Source organism: Chondromyces crocatus, from assembly GCF_001189295.1.
GTDB classification, from domain to species: Bacteria; Myxococcota_A; Polyangia; order Polyangiales; family Polyangiaceae; genus Chondromyces; species Chondromyces crocatus.
The window spans coordinates 7,679,602-7,694,370 of sequence record NZ_CP012159.1 but is presented as its reverse complement, the minus strand read 5'-3'; the positions used below and the strand labels follow the sequence as shown (position 1 = coordinate 7,694,370).

Here is a 14,769-nt window from a genome sequence, read left to right as displayed (position 1 = left end):
GGGAGGGAGGTGCGGGGGGGCGTGGCGTCGAGGGCGCCGAGGGGCGCCCTGACATCACACGCGGGGGAGGGAGATCAGTAGCGGTAGTTCTCGGGCTTGTAGGGCCCGTCGACCGACATGTTCAGGTACGTCGCCTGCTCCTCGCTGAGCTTGGTCAGCTCCACGCCGAGCTTGGCAAGGTGCAGCGCCGCGACCTTCTCGTCGAGCTTCTTGGGGAGGATGTGGACGCCGAGCGGGAACTTCTCGGTCCAGAGCGCGATCTGCGCCAGCACCTGGTTCGAGAACGACGCGCTCATCACGAACGAGGGGTGACCCGTCGCGCAGCCCAGGTTCACCAGCCGCCCACGGGCCAGCACGATCAGCCGGCGCCCGTCGGGGAAGATGAAGTGGTCGACCTGCGGCTTGATGTTCTCCTCGCGGATCTCCGGGTTGTTCTCCAGCCAGGCGAGATCGATCTCGCAGTCGAAGTGCCCGATGTTGCAGAGGATCGCCTCGTCCTTCATCACCTTGAGGTGCTCGGGGCGCACGACGTCCTTGCAGCCCGTCGCCGTGACGATGATGTCGGCGAGCGGCGCGGCCGTCTCCAGCCGCTTCACCTCGTAGCCCTCCATCGCCGCCTGCAGCGCGCAGATGGGGTCGATCTCGGTGATGATCACGCGCGCGCCGAGGCTGCGGAGCGCCTGCGCGCTGCCCTTGCCCACGTCGCCGTAGCCACACACCACGGCGACCTTGCCGGCGAACATCACGTCCGTCGCGCGCTTGATCCCGTCGCCGAGCGACTCACGGCAGCCGTACAGGTTGTCGAACTTGCTCTTCGTGACCGAGTCGTTGACGTTGATCGCGGGCACCTTGAGCTTGCCGGCCTTGTGCATCTCGTAGAGCCGGTGCACGCCGGTCGTCGTCTCCTCCGAGAGGCCACGGATCGGGTCGTTGCCGCTGAACAGCTCCGGGTGCTTCTCGTGGATGTAGATCGTCAGATCCCCGCCGTCGTCGAGGATCATGTTCGGCCCCTTGCCGTCCTTGAACGCGAGGAGCTGCTGCTCCAGGCACCAGTCGTACTCCTCGAGCGTCTCGCCCTTCCAGGCGTACACGGGCACGCCCGCCGCCGCGATCGCCGCCGCCGCGTGATCCTGCGTCGAGTAGATGTTGCAGCTCGTCCAGGTCACCTCGGCGCCGAGCGCGAGCAGCGTCTCGATGAGCACCGCGGTCTGGATGGTCATGTGGAGGCAGCCTGCGACGCGCGCGCCCTTGAGCGGCTTCGACTCGCCGTACTCGGCCCGGAGCGCCATCAGCCCGGGCATCTCCTTCTCTGCGATGCGGATCTCCTTGCGACCCCAGTCGGCAAGAGAGATGTCGGCGACCTTGTAGGGGAGCTGCGTCTTCGTCGTCATGGTGTCCTCGATGCTTCGTTCGTTGGTGGAGCGGCGTCGCTACGGAAGCCGACCAGGAGTTGCCACGTGAGGTGCCGATCCGGCCCCTCGCCTTGCCATGCAGCCGGAAGCTGCCTCATCTCGATGTCCACGAGCCCCGCCTCCAAGGCGAGCTCCCGGAGCTGCTTCGGTTCGAAGCCGAGCCATACATCGGCCTCCTGCTCGCGCAGCAGGAGATCGTCGTGCGCCTCGTAATCGAGCACGCACACCGCCCCACCGCGCTCTCCGGCCTTCGGCGCCCGGGCGAGCCGCGCCAGCGCACGCAGCGTCTGGAGCGGTTGTGGCGCGTGGTGGAGCATCCGCGCTGCGAACACCACATCGGCCCCAGCCGACGCGCTCGGCGACTGCCCCAGCGCCCGCGCGATCGCCTTGCGCACCCCGAGCCCATCGAGCTCGTCGCACACCAGGTCCACGTTGTGCAGCTCCCGCCGGCGTGCCCGCTCCCTGGCCAGCTCCAGCTGCGCCGCGGAGCGGTCGATGGCGACCACCCGATGAAAGATGGGCCCGAGCACCTCGAGCAGCGCCCCGTCCCCCGTCCCCGCGTCGATCGCGAGCAGCCGGTGCGGGATGAGCGGCGCGAGCGCGGCGATGTACGACGCCACCTCGGACGGCGCCCCGGCGCGCACCGGCCTGCCCCCTCGCGCGAAGAAGTCCCGCGTCTCCTGATCCCGCCCCGCGAGCAGATCCGCGATGCGCGCCATCGTCCCGTCCGCCTCGCACGCACGCGTCCCCGCTCGGACCGCATCGTCCACCACGGGATCGCGCTGTACGTCCGGCGCCAGCCGCAACAGCGTCCAGGTCCCTTGTCGCCGCGCGAGCAAGAGCCCAGCCTCCCGCAGCGCCGCCGCGTGTCTGGACACCTTGGGCTGCCCCTCCCGGAGCAGCTCGGCCAGCTCGCCCACCGCCAGCTCCTCTGCCGCCGCGAGTCCGAGGAGGCGCAGCCGCACCGGCTCCGCGAGGAGCTTGTACAGCTCGCAGCGGGCCGCCGCGTCGGCCGTGGAGGGGGAGGAGTCCGGATGGAGGCTCACGGGAACACCTGATCCATATTCGTTGATGCAGATGCGTGCAATAAGAATCCCCGCCTGAGAACTCCAGAACCTGGTGGTTCGTGAGCTAGCCAGGTCCCGAGGGTGGGTTTGCGGAGAGGGCTGGGTTGCTGAGGGCTGGGTTGCGAGAGGGCTGGTCTGCTGAGGGCGGTTGGGCACCACCCTGCGCGTCGGGACTGGTGTTGAGCGCTCGTCGGACCCCGGTCGGTGATGGGGGGCGACCGGCCGCCTCGTCCATCGTGAGCATCACCTGCGGTCCCCCGCTGCGAGCCACGTGGCTTCGCGAGCATTTGCACGGTGCGTGAAGGCAGAGAGCTCCCAGGGGAAGGGCTGGATCGAGCGTCGCGCTTCAGGGCGTCTCGGTCGGCGTCTTCACCTGGCCCGAGAGCGCACCGAGTGCCTCGCACCCCGCGAGACCGACGAGACCAAGCAAGGAGAGGACCCGCAAACGCATGCGCCGCGTCTAACACGACGTGGAGAATGTGAACACCAGCAGCGATCATGGTGACGGCGCAACAGGGGAAGGGGCCCTCCGCGTGTCTAGCGCTCGTGCGCTCGCGCGAAGCGGGCTGGCGAGGTGCCCACGATGCGCTGGAAATGCCGGGTGAACTGGCTCTGATCATAGAACCCGACGCTCGCGCCGACGTGAGCGGCCGGCATGCCGGCGCGCAGCAGATTCTTCGCACGGCTGACACGCAGCCGTAGCTGGTAGGCGTACGGCGGCAGCCCGATCCGCGCGCGGAAGGCGCGACACAGATGGTACTTGTCGGTGCCTGCATGCGCCGCGATCTCGTCGAGGCCGAGGGACTCGGCATAGCGCTCGCGCACGAGCGCCACCGCGCGGCGCACGGCCCGTGGACAGCGCACCGCCACCTCGTCCTTCCGCCTGTTGAACGATGCCAGCGCCTCCGCGGCCACGACGTCGAGCGTGAGCGCGTCGGCCCCATCGCGTACGGCGTCATGAAGCGCATGAAACGCAGCGCCGCGCATGTCGCTTTCGCCGAGATGGGGCGGATGACGGCGTGCCTGGTCGAACTCACCGTGATGGGCATCGAACGTGATGACCTGACACGTCGTGCGCTCGACGCGGGCGAGGTCGCGGCACACATCCCCCAGGTTCTGGACGAGGATCGCGCCGGGCTCGACCTCCCAGACGGTCCCGTGACTCCACCACGTGAAGCTCCCTTGCTCCACGCGGGCGATCGTGAGTGCGTCCTTCACGCCGACGTGCAGCTCGTCGATCGACCAGCGCACGGCAGAGAAGCGCGACGTTGCCAGAGGCAGTGGCTCGATCCGCGGGGCCATGACCGATCGTAACCGTCCATCGCACGACCCGCGAACCCCTGGCGTGCGCGTGTCGCCGTGAGCCCGGAGGTTTCCGCCAAGAACCACCAAGGCTTCATCTCGCTGGCCCGCCATGCTCTCGACATGAACACCGAGGGAATCGAGGGCAAGGTGATCGCGATCACGGGTGCCAGCAGGGGTATCGGCGAGGCCACCGCGCGATGGCTCGCAGACCGTGGCGCGAAGGTCGTGCTCGGCGCGCGCGGAGCCGAGCCGCTCGAACGGCTCACGCGGCAGATCACGGAGCGTGGCGGCGAGGCGGCCTTCTGCACGATCGATGTCCGGCAGCGCGACGACCTGTCCCGCTTCGTCGCCTTTGCCTGTGAGCGGTTCGGGCGCCTCGACGTGCTGGTCAGCAACGCTGGCATCGGCCTCGTGTCTGCGTTCGACGAGCTGCGCGTCGACGACTGGGACACGATGATCGACGTGAACCTCCGGAGCGTGCTGTACGGGATCGCGGCCGCGCTGCCCGTGTTTCGCAAGCAGGGCGCTGGCCACTTCGTGCACACGGCGTCCGTCTCGGGGATCCGCATCGTCCCGACCCAAGGGGTCTACGCTGCGACCAAGAACGCCGTGCGCACGCTCTCGGAGGCGTTGCGGCAGGAGGCCGGTGACGCGCTCCGTGTGACCGTGGTCTCGCCAGGCTTCGTGCGTACCGACTTCATCGCATCGGTGCCCGGCGAAGCGCTGAGGCATCAGCTCCAGGAGCGCGCACGGATCGCGGTCAGCCCCGAGGCGATCGCGCGTGCGATCGCTTTCGCGATCGAACAGCCGCCCGAGGTCGACGTCGGAGAGATCGTCGTGCGCCCGACCGCTCAGGACTGAGCGCGCCGGGCGAGAGGCGGCCGCGCCGGATCGGCTGTAGCCGTGATGGCGCTCGTCGAGTCCACGCGCCAGAGGCGATCGTGCAGGCGTGCGCAGGTGTGCCGATGCGCTTCTGTTGCGAGAGCACGTGAACCGCCGGGATCCTTGCCTTCCTCCGGTCGCCGGCTCAGACTGCGCCTCGCGAGATGCGTCGGGTGTACGACCCGCCAGCGCTCCGCAGTTCCGCTCCCGATGACTCGTCAGGGATGAGTCGCTCTCGTTCGAGGCTCGAACCAAGCTCGAACGCGCGAACCCTGTAGAACGGTGAGGGGCCTCGTGATCGATGTCGTGATCGACAGCCACACGTTGACGGTGGACACGTCACATGGTGACGTCACGACATCAAGGAGGGCTCATGGAGTCGTTCGAAGTGCCGAGATGGGAGCAAGCGACCGCGGACTTCGCTCAAGAGTTCGAGCGAGGGTACAAGGAAGCCAAGGCCGCGCTGAAGGCGGGTGACGAAGATCGGGACGGCGACAGCTCGCTGGTCTTCTACGTCGACGTGCGCCGCGACAACGTGGTCGGCGGAGAGCACGGTCAGCACATGCCGTGGTTCTATGCGGCCGGGTGGGAAGCCGGCATTGCGCGCCGTCGCTCCGGTGAGGCCACGATGAGCCTCGTGCATGGCCCCGACAGCCCGGAGGCGACCTCCACCAATCAACTCCGGTGGGTCGTGCGTCTCAACCGCTGACGCGCACGCCGTGGAGAGCGCTCCACGTCAGCGGACAGGGGCGAGCCCTCCGACCCCTCTGTCCATCCTGACCCCTGACCGAGACGTAGAGCACCCACCAGGCGCCAGTGAACGAGGTTCACGAGGCGTCGAACGGCAATCCCGTGCCAGTAGACGGGATTTACCTATCCGTGAAGCGGCTTCACGCGGCATCGAACGGTGACCTCGTGCCAGTGAACGGGACTCACGAGGCGTCGAACGGCGATCTCGTGTCAGCGAACGGGAATCACGAGACGTCGAACGGCGATCGCGTGCCAGTGAACGGGAATCACGAGGCGTCGAACGGCGACCGCGTGCCAGTGAACGGGAATCACGAGGCGTCGAACGGCGACCGCGTGCCAGTGAACGAGGTTCACGAAGCGTCGAACGAGAATCACGAGACGTCGAACGGCGACTGCGTGCCAGTGAACGAGGTTCACGAAGCGTCGAACGATTTTGGCACGGGAGACAGCTGGGAATCGCGCAGCGCGAGATGGTGTTTTCCTTACATTGTCATGGAGCTGCGATGCGCAACCTTGCTCACATCGGACGCGAACGGAGTCCTCCTGCCAGAGAGCGTCGACCGCGTGATGCCAACTTGCGTCCGTCCAATCGTGGCTTCGTCTTCATCATCCGGAGTGCTCGCAGACGCGGGAACGTTGGTGATCTGACTGAACGGGAATGCCATTCACGTGGGAGCGAACGGCAACCGCGTGGCGTCGAACGGCAACCGCGTGGCGTCGAACGGCGACCGCGTGGCGTCGAACGGCGACCGCGTGGCGTCGAACGGCGACCGCGTGGCGTCGAACGGCGACCGCGTGGCGTCGAACGGCAATCGCGTGGCGGTCAGCCGTCATGGGTCGGTAATGTGCATCTGCTCACTGCCGGAAAGCTCCTGATGAGGGACGGAGGTGCAGTCCAGAGAGCGCGTGGACGCCGCTCATGCCCTGAAAAGTCCTGAGGTTTCATCGGGTTCTGCCTTTTCGGGGGCGTGGGCGGGACCGTGGGAAGTCCTGGAGGGGGATGGCTCGTCCGGGATGCCGGTGACTCGCCTCGAAGCCTGGGGCAGGCGAGTCACGAAACCGTCTGTCCGATCACCACGTCGCGATTGATGATCGTGCCGACGCTCGAACCCGGCCAGGATCGTCAGAGGGGCTCGAGGCGGACCTTCTCGACGGCCAGGAAGTCGACCACGGATGTGCCCGAGCTCGATTCCACCTCCGCTGTCGACCCGTTCTCTTGCCTCGAAGCCGGTGCAGTGAGGACCGGCTGACCGTGCGCCGAGCGTTCGTGGATGAGGTCGACGACGTGGATGGCGATGGCCGCGCCGATCGCGACGCGAAGGGATGCCGAGCCGTGCTCCGTATGTCGCCTGGTGGTTACGCGCCAGCTTCCTGGATCCACAAGGCCGCAAGCTCCAGCTCCACCGCCTCGAAGGGAGCGGCGCGTACCACGGCATCTCCCTCGAACACGTGCTCCAGCTCCCACAGCTTGCGCGACCCCAGATGGAACACTTCGAGCAACTGCGCCAGCGGGTCGAGGAGCCACAACCACGTCACGCCGGCCGCCGCATGGAGGGGCATCTTGCGCGCCCGGTCATGCTTTGCCGTCGACGGCGAGAGCACCTCGCAGATCCAGTCGGGCGGCAGGCTGAAGAACGCCGTGCCGGGGACCTCTGGCATGCGTTCCCGGCGCCACCCTGCGAGATCCGGAGAAACGAAATCCGCACGGAGTTGCAGCTTCGGCTCCGGCAAGATCCACCAGCCACCGGGGCCACCACGGCCTCGCATGAACGGCGAGCCGAGATCGGCCAGCAAGATCCCTTCTGCCTTGGCGTGATGACCACCCGGCCGGGAGAAGCTGTACAGCTCACCCGCGATGAGCTCGGCGGTCATCCCTTCCGGGACCGCGTCGAGGTCGGCCTGGGTTGCAGGAGCGGAGCGCTTTCCTGGCGGCTCACCCATCAGGGGGGAGGGTAGCGCACCCGCTTGGGTCCGGAGGTGACGACGTGATTCTCCAGGGCCTTGTGCTCGGCCGTCGCTGCATCCAGGCAGCCCAGAGAGCCATCAGAGATTGCGCAGGACACGATCCATCGGGGCGTTGCTGCGTGAGAGCAGCGGGTGTTCCTCGCCGTCCGTGAGCGCCACGGTCGGTGGGCCGAGGATGTCCGCCAGATCGCGGAGGAGCGCCCGCGCGAAGCGACCATGTCCAGGGGTTTGCAGGACCTGCTCCCAGCGGAGGGCTCGGAGCGCGGCTGCTCCTTCGTGGGTCTCGCGGTAGGTCGAGCAGCAGCGTTTTTCCTCAGCGTTGCGGCAGAGCCAGGTGAGGTACGCCTTGGGATGACGTTCGCGCTGGTAGTGGGGGAGGTCGGGCCGGGCCTTCAACATCCAGCGCGGCCGTGGTGGCGAACCGCGGCGGGCGCTGGCATGCATCGCGGTGCAGTGGGTGCCGTCGTCGGAAGAGAAGGCCTCGTGATCGGTCTCGAAATGTTCGAGATCGATGCCGGCGCGGAGCTGCGGGGGAAGTCGATCGTCCGGGATGCCAGCGTGCTTCAGCGCCTCCAGGTCGCCAAAGAACCAGGCCTCGATCATGGGCGACGCGAGGTGAAAGGAGGCCCGCTCCAGCAGCGCTTCCCGGACGTGAGCCACCTTGGCCGCATTCTCCCGCTGCCCGAGCTGGTCGAGGTGCTGGCGCACGGCGCTGCGGACACGTTCGACGACCAGCCCAGGTTGATCGATGTTCTCGAGTTCGAGATCGTCGATCAGCACGGCGAGATCGGCGGCGTTGCCGTCTCGACCTGGGTGGACTTCGGAGGCGAGCTGCTGCACGAGCCTGAGCAGGTTGCCTGGCATGAGCGTCGACGTGAGTCGGCCCGAGGTGAAGCCGTCGAACGGGAGCTGCGTGCCGTCGGGGTCCACGCGCGCGGGGACTGCCTCGAAGGTGTGGTCCGGGAAGAGGCGACCGAGGCACTCCGGCAACCCGATCAGCTCACAGCGGCCCGTGGGGATGAGCTTGACGCGCATCACACGCCCTGGGGACGCGGGGCGCCGAACTCCAGGCGATCGTAGAGATCGCCGAGCTGGAAGTGGGCGAGCCACTCCGGATCGTGGAGCTGGTCGAGCGAGACCGGGAGTACGTCGCGGCCAGGTTCCAGGACGTAGAACTGCTCCGGCTGGTCGCGGAACTCGTTCATGAGGACCGGCGAGTGGGTGGTGAGGAGGATGGTGAGGCGACGCTCCTCGGCGATCTCGCGCATGGCGGCGAGCAGCTTGCGGATGGCGTGAGGGTGGAGCTGGTTCTCCATCTCCTCGATGGCGATCACCGCGCCTTCCTGCGCGCTGGCGACGGCGGTGAGGTGCAGGAGGCCCACGAGCAAGCCGTCGGGGGCGCGGTGCATGGGGAGCGCGGTCTGGACGCCAGGCTTGTAGAAGCGGGTGGGGACGATCTGGCCGACCGGGGGGTCGAACTCGATGTCGTCGATGAGCCCGGGGAACGCGAGCTTGGCTTGGCGGAGGACCCAGGCGAACTTGTCGCCGAAGCGGCGGGGAGCGGCCTTCCAGTTGCGGAGGACGATGAAGAGGTTCTTGCCCGAAGGATCCAGGCGTTCTTCGCCTTCGCTTCCGGTACCGCCATTGCGTAGGCCTTCCAGGGAATACAGGCCGTAGACCTGGAAGCTGCGGAGCGCATTGACCAGCGGCGCGAGCACGGGAGACTGCTGTACCTCCCAGGAGACACGCAGGCAGGTGCGGCCTTCGGTGTCGGCGGAACGGCGATCACGCCCGAGATACCAGACGTCTGAATGTGCCGCGCGCCGTAGCAGGACCTGCTCCGCTCGCTTGACGACTTCGCCAGGAGCGGCTCCAACCGAGCTGCCCTCCACGGTGAGTCGTAGCTCCCAGGAGACATCGCCCACGCTCATCCCGAGCAGTACCTCGGGTGGGCCAGAGGCATCGAGTCGTCGGATGCCAGTCGCTCCCCGCTGCTGGGTGACCGCATGCGGTACACCGCGTACGAAGGCGTCGCGAAGGAAGGCGAGGGCATCGAGCAACGTGCTCTTGCCCGAACCGTTGGGACCAGCGACGAGGCACACGCCCTCCGGTGACCACGTGACCTTGGCAAGCCCGTGGAAGTCCCGGAAGAAGATGGAGACGGGGCCCTCCAACGAGGGGAGGGGCTCGATTGGTTCGGGGGCAAAGGGATCGTCGATGAGGATGCGATCCGACGGTTGGGCACCGGTGACCCGGCCCGTATTTCCTTCGAGAGACAGGCCTTGCGTAATGCTTGTGGACGCCACCAAGACCGTGAGCGCCTTGACAGCCAAGGTGTTTTGGACGTTCCCCCGTGAGACGAGTTCGGTCGTGGATCGCGCTCGAGCTGCATCTTCGATGTAAAACTCACGAAGAGCGTTGAACACCCCCTTGGTCGCAGCCAGGAGACGTCGCGAGGGATGATCTGCGATTAGACGAAGTGCGCGAAGAGTCGGCAGCAGCGTGCCATCTCTCCAGTCCACGACCAGCCCTGAACTGCGAAGCTCATCGATGATCCATGGCGCGTTCTTGGCGTTGACCGAGATATGCAGCGGGAGGCGGGCAGTCGTGACGACCTCGTGGATGAGTCCCTTCAGGAGCTTCCGCGCTTCAGGAGTCACGGTGTCATGCGGTTGCTTATCGCTCATCACGCAGGTTCCTCGAGGATCCAGGATGGGCTGGACTCAACTGGCGCTACCACCACCGCCTGACGTCAGCAACCGACCCGCCTGAGGTCGTGTCACGGCAATGCTTGCCTTGGTACTCAGGTAGGCTTCCTTCACGACCGAATGATCCCGGTCGGGGACCACTCGCAGCCAGACCTCCCGCGTGCCGCGGAACGCGGTCCCCGCCATCACCCCAACGCAGCGGCGCGGGGAGGCATCGCGCGCACAGCGGCATGGGCGGGGGTGGTCAGGCAGCCGCTGTGCGCGCGATGCCTCCCCGCGCCGCGTCCAGTTGGCTCATGCGGCCCCAGCCCCAACCGCCGTCACGCCGCGCTCCGCGAGCCATCCTTCCAGCCTGGCCTCAGGTGCTCAGCCCGCGAACCCCCGAACGACCTTCTCCAGCTTCGCCTCTTCCGACGCCCGCAGCAGCCCCACCGCCACCACACTCAACCGCTCCGGCCTGAAGATCGCCCGCGCCGCCGCTTGCACATCCCCCACCGTCACCCGCGCCAGCGCCGCATGCCGCTCCTCTGGCGTCCGCGCCACCCGCGACAGCGCCGTCAGCCCGTAGAAGCCTGCCATCGACTCCGCGTCGTCGTTCATCGCCTCCACCGACCACAGATGCCGATCCCGCGCCTTGGCCAGTTCCTCCTCGCGCGGACCCGCCTCCGTCAGCTCCCGCAGCAGTGCGAACACCTCCCGCACCACCACCGTCGCCCGATCGTGCTGAACCCCCGCCGCGATGTCGACCACCCCGTCGTCCTCGTAGGCCTCGAACATCCCCGACACGTCGTAGCAGAGCCCCAGACGATCGCAGATCCGCTCGTACAGCCGCGTCGACATCCCATCGTCGAGCACCCGCAGCAGCATCTCCACCGCCGGCTCCATCGCGTCGTGCTCGCTCACTCCCCGGAACGCGATCCGCAGCTCCGTCTGGCTCGACTGGTTCTCCAGGAACTTGAACCGCGCCTTCTTCTGCACCGAAGGCGGCGGCTCCACCACCACCGACTCACCGCGCAGCATCGACCCGAAGCTCCGCTCGATCACCCGCAGACATTCCTCCGGGTCCCCGATCCGACCTGCCACGCACAGCACTGCGTTCGACGCCGTGTAGTGCCGCGCGTGGTGAGCCCGCAGCATCGCCTCGTCGAACCGATCGATCGCCTCGCTCTTCCCCGTGATCGTGAAGCCCAGCGGGTGCTTCTCGTACATCAGCGCCCGCACGTTGTTGTCCGCGTCGATGTCGCGCCCGTCCTCGTCCAGATCTTCGAGGATCTCCTCGCGCACGATCCCCCGCTCCACCTCGATGGACGTGAACCGCGGCGACGTCGTCACCTCACCCAGAAGCTCCAGCACCGACGGCAACGTCACCGGAGGCACCGACACGCTCATCACCCCGTGATCCACGTGCGTCGCGGCGTACAGCGTCCCCCCGAGCCGCTCGAAGGCCAGCGCTTGCGCGTGTGCCGTCGGCAGCGAGGCCGTCCCCCGGAACACCATGTGCTCCAGAAAGTGCGACAGACCGTTCGTGTGCTCCGTCTCGAACCGCGATCCGGCCCGGAGATAGAGCGACGCCACGGCGCGGTGCACGTTCGGCTGGGGGACCAGCACCACCGGCAGACCGTTCGAGAGCTTCACGTCCATGTGCTGCATGTCGGTCCTTCGCGTCGCGGACTGCTGGGCCGTCCGGGAGGGCAACGGGGATGCCCTCCCGGTCCGCGCCTCACTCCATGTCGCCCATGGGGGGCTCTTCGCCGCCCTCGTTCCCCTTCGGCTCCGTCGTCAGACGCCGATCGAACTTCACCTCGCTCCCCAGCGTGCTCTTCAGACGTCGCACGTAGTTGAGCACGGCGTCCGCCTGCTTCGCCGTCCGCATCCCCGACAGGTACAGCTCCTTGTCCTTCTGCCACTGCTCGTCCGTGACGGCGGTGATGTCCTTGAGCTGCACCACCGCGTACCCGTTGGTGAGCTGCACCATGTCCTTCAGCACATCGCCGACCTTCGCCAGCTCGAAGATCTTCCGCGTCGTGCCGGCCCCGTCCTGTGCGGAGGGGAGCGCCGTCCCGCTCGCGCCGAACGGGAGGCTCGCCTCCACCGACGGCCGGTGCGGGTGCGTCGCGAACGTGAACTGCTCGTTCTCCTTCACCTCGTCCGCGGCGGCCTCGCCTTCCGGCTTCGCCTCGGGCTTCGTCTCCGGCTTCGCGGCGGGCTTCGGGCCCTTCTTGTCGCCGCCCTTCGCTGCCTTGGCGGCCTCGGTCAGGTTCGCCAGGTAGGTGTCGAGCGCCTCCTGGATCGGCTTGCCGCCGGACGTCGCGGCGAGCACCTGCTTGGCACCCTCTGCGGCCAGACGATCCGCCTCCTGCTGCAGGAACAGCTCACGGGCGAGCTGCGCGCGGGCCACCTTCTCGGTGTCCTCGCCGGACGCGATCTGCGTCACCTGGATCAGGTGGAAGCCGAACTCGCTCTCCACGGGCTCGGAGATCTCGTCCACCTTCAGCTCGAAGAGCTTGTCCTCGAACGGCTTCACCATCTTGCCGCGCGAGACGCAGCCCAGATCACCACCGCGCGACGCGCTGGTGTCGTCGCTGAGCCGCTTCGCCACGTCGGAGAAGCTCACCCCCTCCTTCAGGAGGGCCTGGGCGCGGGCGATCTTCGCCTTCGCCTTGGTCTTCTCGGCCTCGGCGTCCTCCTCGCCCGACTTCACCCGGGCGAGCACGTGGCGCGCCACCCGACACTCCGGCAGGTACTGCGACTTCCGCGCTTCCCACACCTTGTCGAGTTCGTCCTTGTTCTGATCGGCGAACGCCTGCACCGCCGTGGGGGACGCGTCGACCACCAGGTCGGCGTAGAACCGGCGATCGAAGCGCACGTAGTCGATGGTGCGGGTCGAACGCTCGCGGGCGAAGGTCTGGTAAGCCTCGTCCTCGCTCACGCGCACACGCGCCCGGATCAGATCGCGCATCCGGCTCGCGACCAGCTCCCGCTTCTGGAAGTCGCGGAAGTCGGAGGGGCTGAGCTTCGTCATCAGGCGGACGTCGCGCTCGTACCGCTTCTTGTCGAACTTCTTCGTCTTGCGATCGAGGACGTCGAGGACGCGGAAGTTCTCGCCGTCGCCGGGCAGGCCGAGCATGTACGTGAGCTGCCGCGTGCGCTCGAACGAGAGCGAGTCGACGGGCAAGCTCACGTGCGCCCTGCCGGCGACGAGCTCCTGGTTGATGTCGTCGTCGGAGACGGTGATCCCGAGGCGCTTGGCGTCTTCGTTGAGCAGCCACCGCTCGTAGAGCCCATCGGCCGCGAGCTGGCGCAGGCCGAGCTGCTTCAAGCGCTCGGCGTCCGCGTTGCGAGGCGCGATCAAGCGGTAGGCCGCCCAGAACTCGGTGGACTTGATGCAGTTGCCGTGCACCTCGACGGCGCAGGAGATCTCGATGCTCGGACCCTGCGCGCCCGTCTGCGGGCCGAAATTGACGACGAAGACCAGCGCGATGGCGATGACCGCCGCTCCGGTGATGAGCTGACTGAGCCGGTTCACGGGACGCTAGCTAGCACGAGGGCGTCGGCGTGTCTTTACGGCGCTCCCGAGCGAGGTTAGGAGGAGCCTAGCCATGGCGTCACCCAAGCCCCTGCTCCCTGACTGCGGCCTGTACCTCACCACCCGGCCCCTGCCCGGGAACGAGGAGAAGGTCCCGGCCGGGATCATCGTCTCTTTCCACAACCACTCGGACGGCGGCCTCCCCACCGTGACCCCGCCCGATCACAACATCCACAACCGCTGGCACTTTCACGGGCCCCCCTTGACGTTCCGGGGGCTGACCTGGGCCGAGACCCTCCAGAAGCTGCCCAAGGAGGGGTTCTACACCCTCCGCCGCGAGCTGACGTTCGACGGCGGCAAGTGGCCGAAGGCGACCCTGGTCCAGCTCGGTTACACCCAGCAGGGCAACCCCATCCTCTTCATCGCGCGTGTCCGGGCGAACCTGGAGGAGAACGATTTGCACTTCTCCGACCGGGGCGTGGGCATCAAGCGTGAGCAATTCTCCATCCTGGAAGCCGTCACGGTGTACGACGAGCCGTCGGATGGGTCCGGCCACCAGCCCGACCACGCCCACGATCACTGAGAAAACCGCGGCGTAGACAGCAATGAGAGCGAGCGCGCCCGTCCGTGGCGCGTCGCGCTTTTGCTCCCGGGTGCCCCCCGAGAGGGCGGCTGGGCACGCGCGGTGCTATGTTGATTTACCTGTGATTCGACGAAGAACCCTCACGCCACCATCGTCCCAGGCGATCCCCGGGATGCATGCCACCCGGCGCCGAGCGGCTCGCCGCGAAAGCAGCGAGCGAGCGAGGTTTCTCGTTCAAGGCCGCGCGGTCGATGGGTGGACCCTCAACCAGAGCTACGGGGGCATCCGTGCCATCGTAGAGGAGTCGCTCGAGCTCGGCGCGGTCATCCACGTCGGGGTCGGCGCCGCCGAGCCCCGGCCAGGCCGCATCGTCTGGATCCAGGAGGAGCCAGACGGCGCCATCGTCGGCATCGCTTATCTCGATGTGGACGATGAGGTGGAGGACCCTGCCAGCATCATTCCGGCGCTGGCGGACGGTCCCGAGCCACCGAACGACGACGTGGCGAGCCGTCGCCGTGCCGCTGGGGGGACCTCGACGAGTGGGACCTTGACGAGGCGGTCTCAAAACTGA

14 protein-coding genes are annotated in these 14,769 nt (G+C 67.5%); 6 read left to right on the top strand and 8 right to left on the bottom strand.

Annotation, left to right across the window (positions count from 1 at the left end; translation table 11 throughout):
• Positions 1–74: 74 nt before the first annotated feature.
• From ahcY to CMC5_RS27560, 3 genes are all read right to left on the bottom strand, one after another.
• The gene (gene ahcY, locus CMC5_RS27570) at positions 75–1,391 is read right to left on the bottom strand and encodes an adenosylhomocysteinase (RefSeq protein WP_050433202.1); all 1,317 of its coding nucleotides are present in this window, start codon (positions 1,389–1,391) and stop codon (positions 75–77) included.
• Positions 1,388–2,458: an ArsR/SmtB family transcription factor gene (locus tag CMC5_RS27565; protein ID WP_050433201.1), complete on the bottom strand. Its 1,071-nt coding sequence runs from the start codon at positions 2,456–2,458 to the stop codon at positions 1,388–1,390. The genes ahcY and CMC5_RS27565 overlap by 4 nt, the downstream gene beginning before the upstream one ends.
• A 558-nt stretch (positions 2,459–3,016) precedes the next feature.
• Complete coding sequence (locus CMC5_RS27560; RefSeq protein WP_050433200.1) at positions 3,017–3,781, bottom strand: helix-turn-helix domain-containing protein; 765 nt, start codon at positions 3,779–3,781, stop codon at positions 3,017–3,019.
• 123 nt (positions 3,782–3,904) lie between these two features.
• Here CMC5_RS27560 and CMC5_RS27555 point away from each other — a divergent pair, with 123 nt between their 5' ends.
• From CMC5_RS27555 to CMC5_RS45035, 4 genes are all read left to right on the top strand, one after another.
• Positions 3,905–4,645, top strand: a complete 741-nt coding sequence (locus tag CMC5_RS27555) for an SDR family oxidoreductase (protein ID WP_050436160.1) — start codon at positions 3,905–3,907, stop codon at positions 4,643–4,645.
• Positions 4,646–5,039: 394 nt separating this feature from the next.
• Entirely contained in the window at positions 5,040–5,375 is a 336-nt protein-coding gene (locus tag CMC5_RS27550) for a hypothetical protein (protein WP_050433199.1), read from the top strand.
• A 107-nt stretch (positions 5,376–5,482) separates the two neighbouring features.
• The gene (locus CMC5_RS27545; protein WP_050433198.1) at positions 5,483–6,064 is read left to right on the top strand and encodes a hypothetical protein; all 582 of its coding nucleotides are present in this window, start codon (positions 5,483–5,485) and stop codon (positions 6,062–6,064) included.
• A gap of 21 nt (positions 6,065–6,085) precedes the next feature.
• Positions 6,086–6,292 (top strand): hypothetical protein, encoded by a 207-nt coding sequence (locus CMC5_RS45035; protein ID WP_156338899.1) that lies wholly within the window; start codon positions 6,086–6,088, stop codon positions 6,290–6,292.
• Between the two features lie 480 nt (positions 6,293–6,772).
• On the opposite strand, the gene CMC5_RS27535 is transcribed toward CMC5_RS45035, so the two are convergent.
• From CMC5_RS27535 to CMC5_RS27515, 5 genes are all read right to left on the bottom strand, one after another.
• Positions 6,773–7,357 carry a Uma2 family endonuclease gene (locus CMC5_RS27535; RefSeq protein WP_050433196.1) on the bottom strand — a complete coding sequence of 195 codons (585 nt, stop codon included), beginning with the start codon at positions 7,355–7,357 and terminating at the stop codon, positions 6,773–6,775.
• 102 nt (positions 7,358–7,459) lie between these two features.
• The gene (locus CMC5_RS27530; RefSeq protein WP_156338898.1) at positions 7,460–8,416 is read right to left on the bottom strand and encodes a hypothetical protein; all 957 of its coding nucleotides are present in this window, start codon (positions 8,414–8,416) and stop codon (positions 7,460–7,462) included.
• Entirely contained in the window at positions 8,416–10,068 is a 1,653-nt protein-coding gene (locus tag CMC5_RS27525; protein ID WP_050433194.1) for an AAA family ATPase, read from the bottom strand. The genes CMC5_RS27530 and CMC5_RS27525 overlap by 1 nt, the downstream gene beginning before the upstream one ends.
• 387 nt (positions 10,069–10,455) lie before the next feature.
• A complete protein-coding gene (locus tag CMC5_RS27520; protein ID WP_050433193.1) occupies positions 10,456–11,739 on the bottom strand; it encodes a M16 family metallopeptidase in 1,284 nt (427 codons plus the stop codon).
• A 70-nt stretch (positions 11,740–11,809) separates the two neighbouring features.
• Positions 11,810–13,615 carry a peptidylprolyl isomerase gene (locus CMC5_RS27515; RefSeq protein ID WP_050433192.1) on the bottom strand — a complete coding sequence of 602 codons (1,806 nt, stop codon included), beginning with the start codon at positions 13,613–13,615 and terminating at the stop codon, positions 11,810–11,812.
• A 73-nt stretch (positions 13,616–13,688) separates the two neighbouring features.
• Here CMC5_RS27515 and CMC5_RS27510 point away from each other — a divergent pair, with 73 nt between their 5' ends.
• Together CMC5_RS27510 and CMC5_RS27505 are read left to right on the top strand one after the other, a co-directional pair.
• Positions 13,689–14,198 carry a hypothetical protein gene (locus tag CMC5_RS27510; protein WP_050433191.1) on the top strand — a complete coding sequence of 170 codons (510 nt, stop codon included), beginning with the start codon at positions 13,689–13,691 and terminating at the stop codon, positions 14,196–14,198.
• Positions 14,199–14,370: 172 nt separating this feature from the next.
• A complete protein-coding gene (locus CMC5_RS27505) occupies positions 14,371–14,769 on the top strand; it encodes a PilZ domain-containing protein (RefSeq protein ID WP_050433190.1) in 399 nt (132 codons plus the stop codon).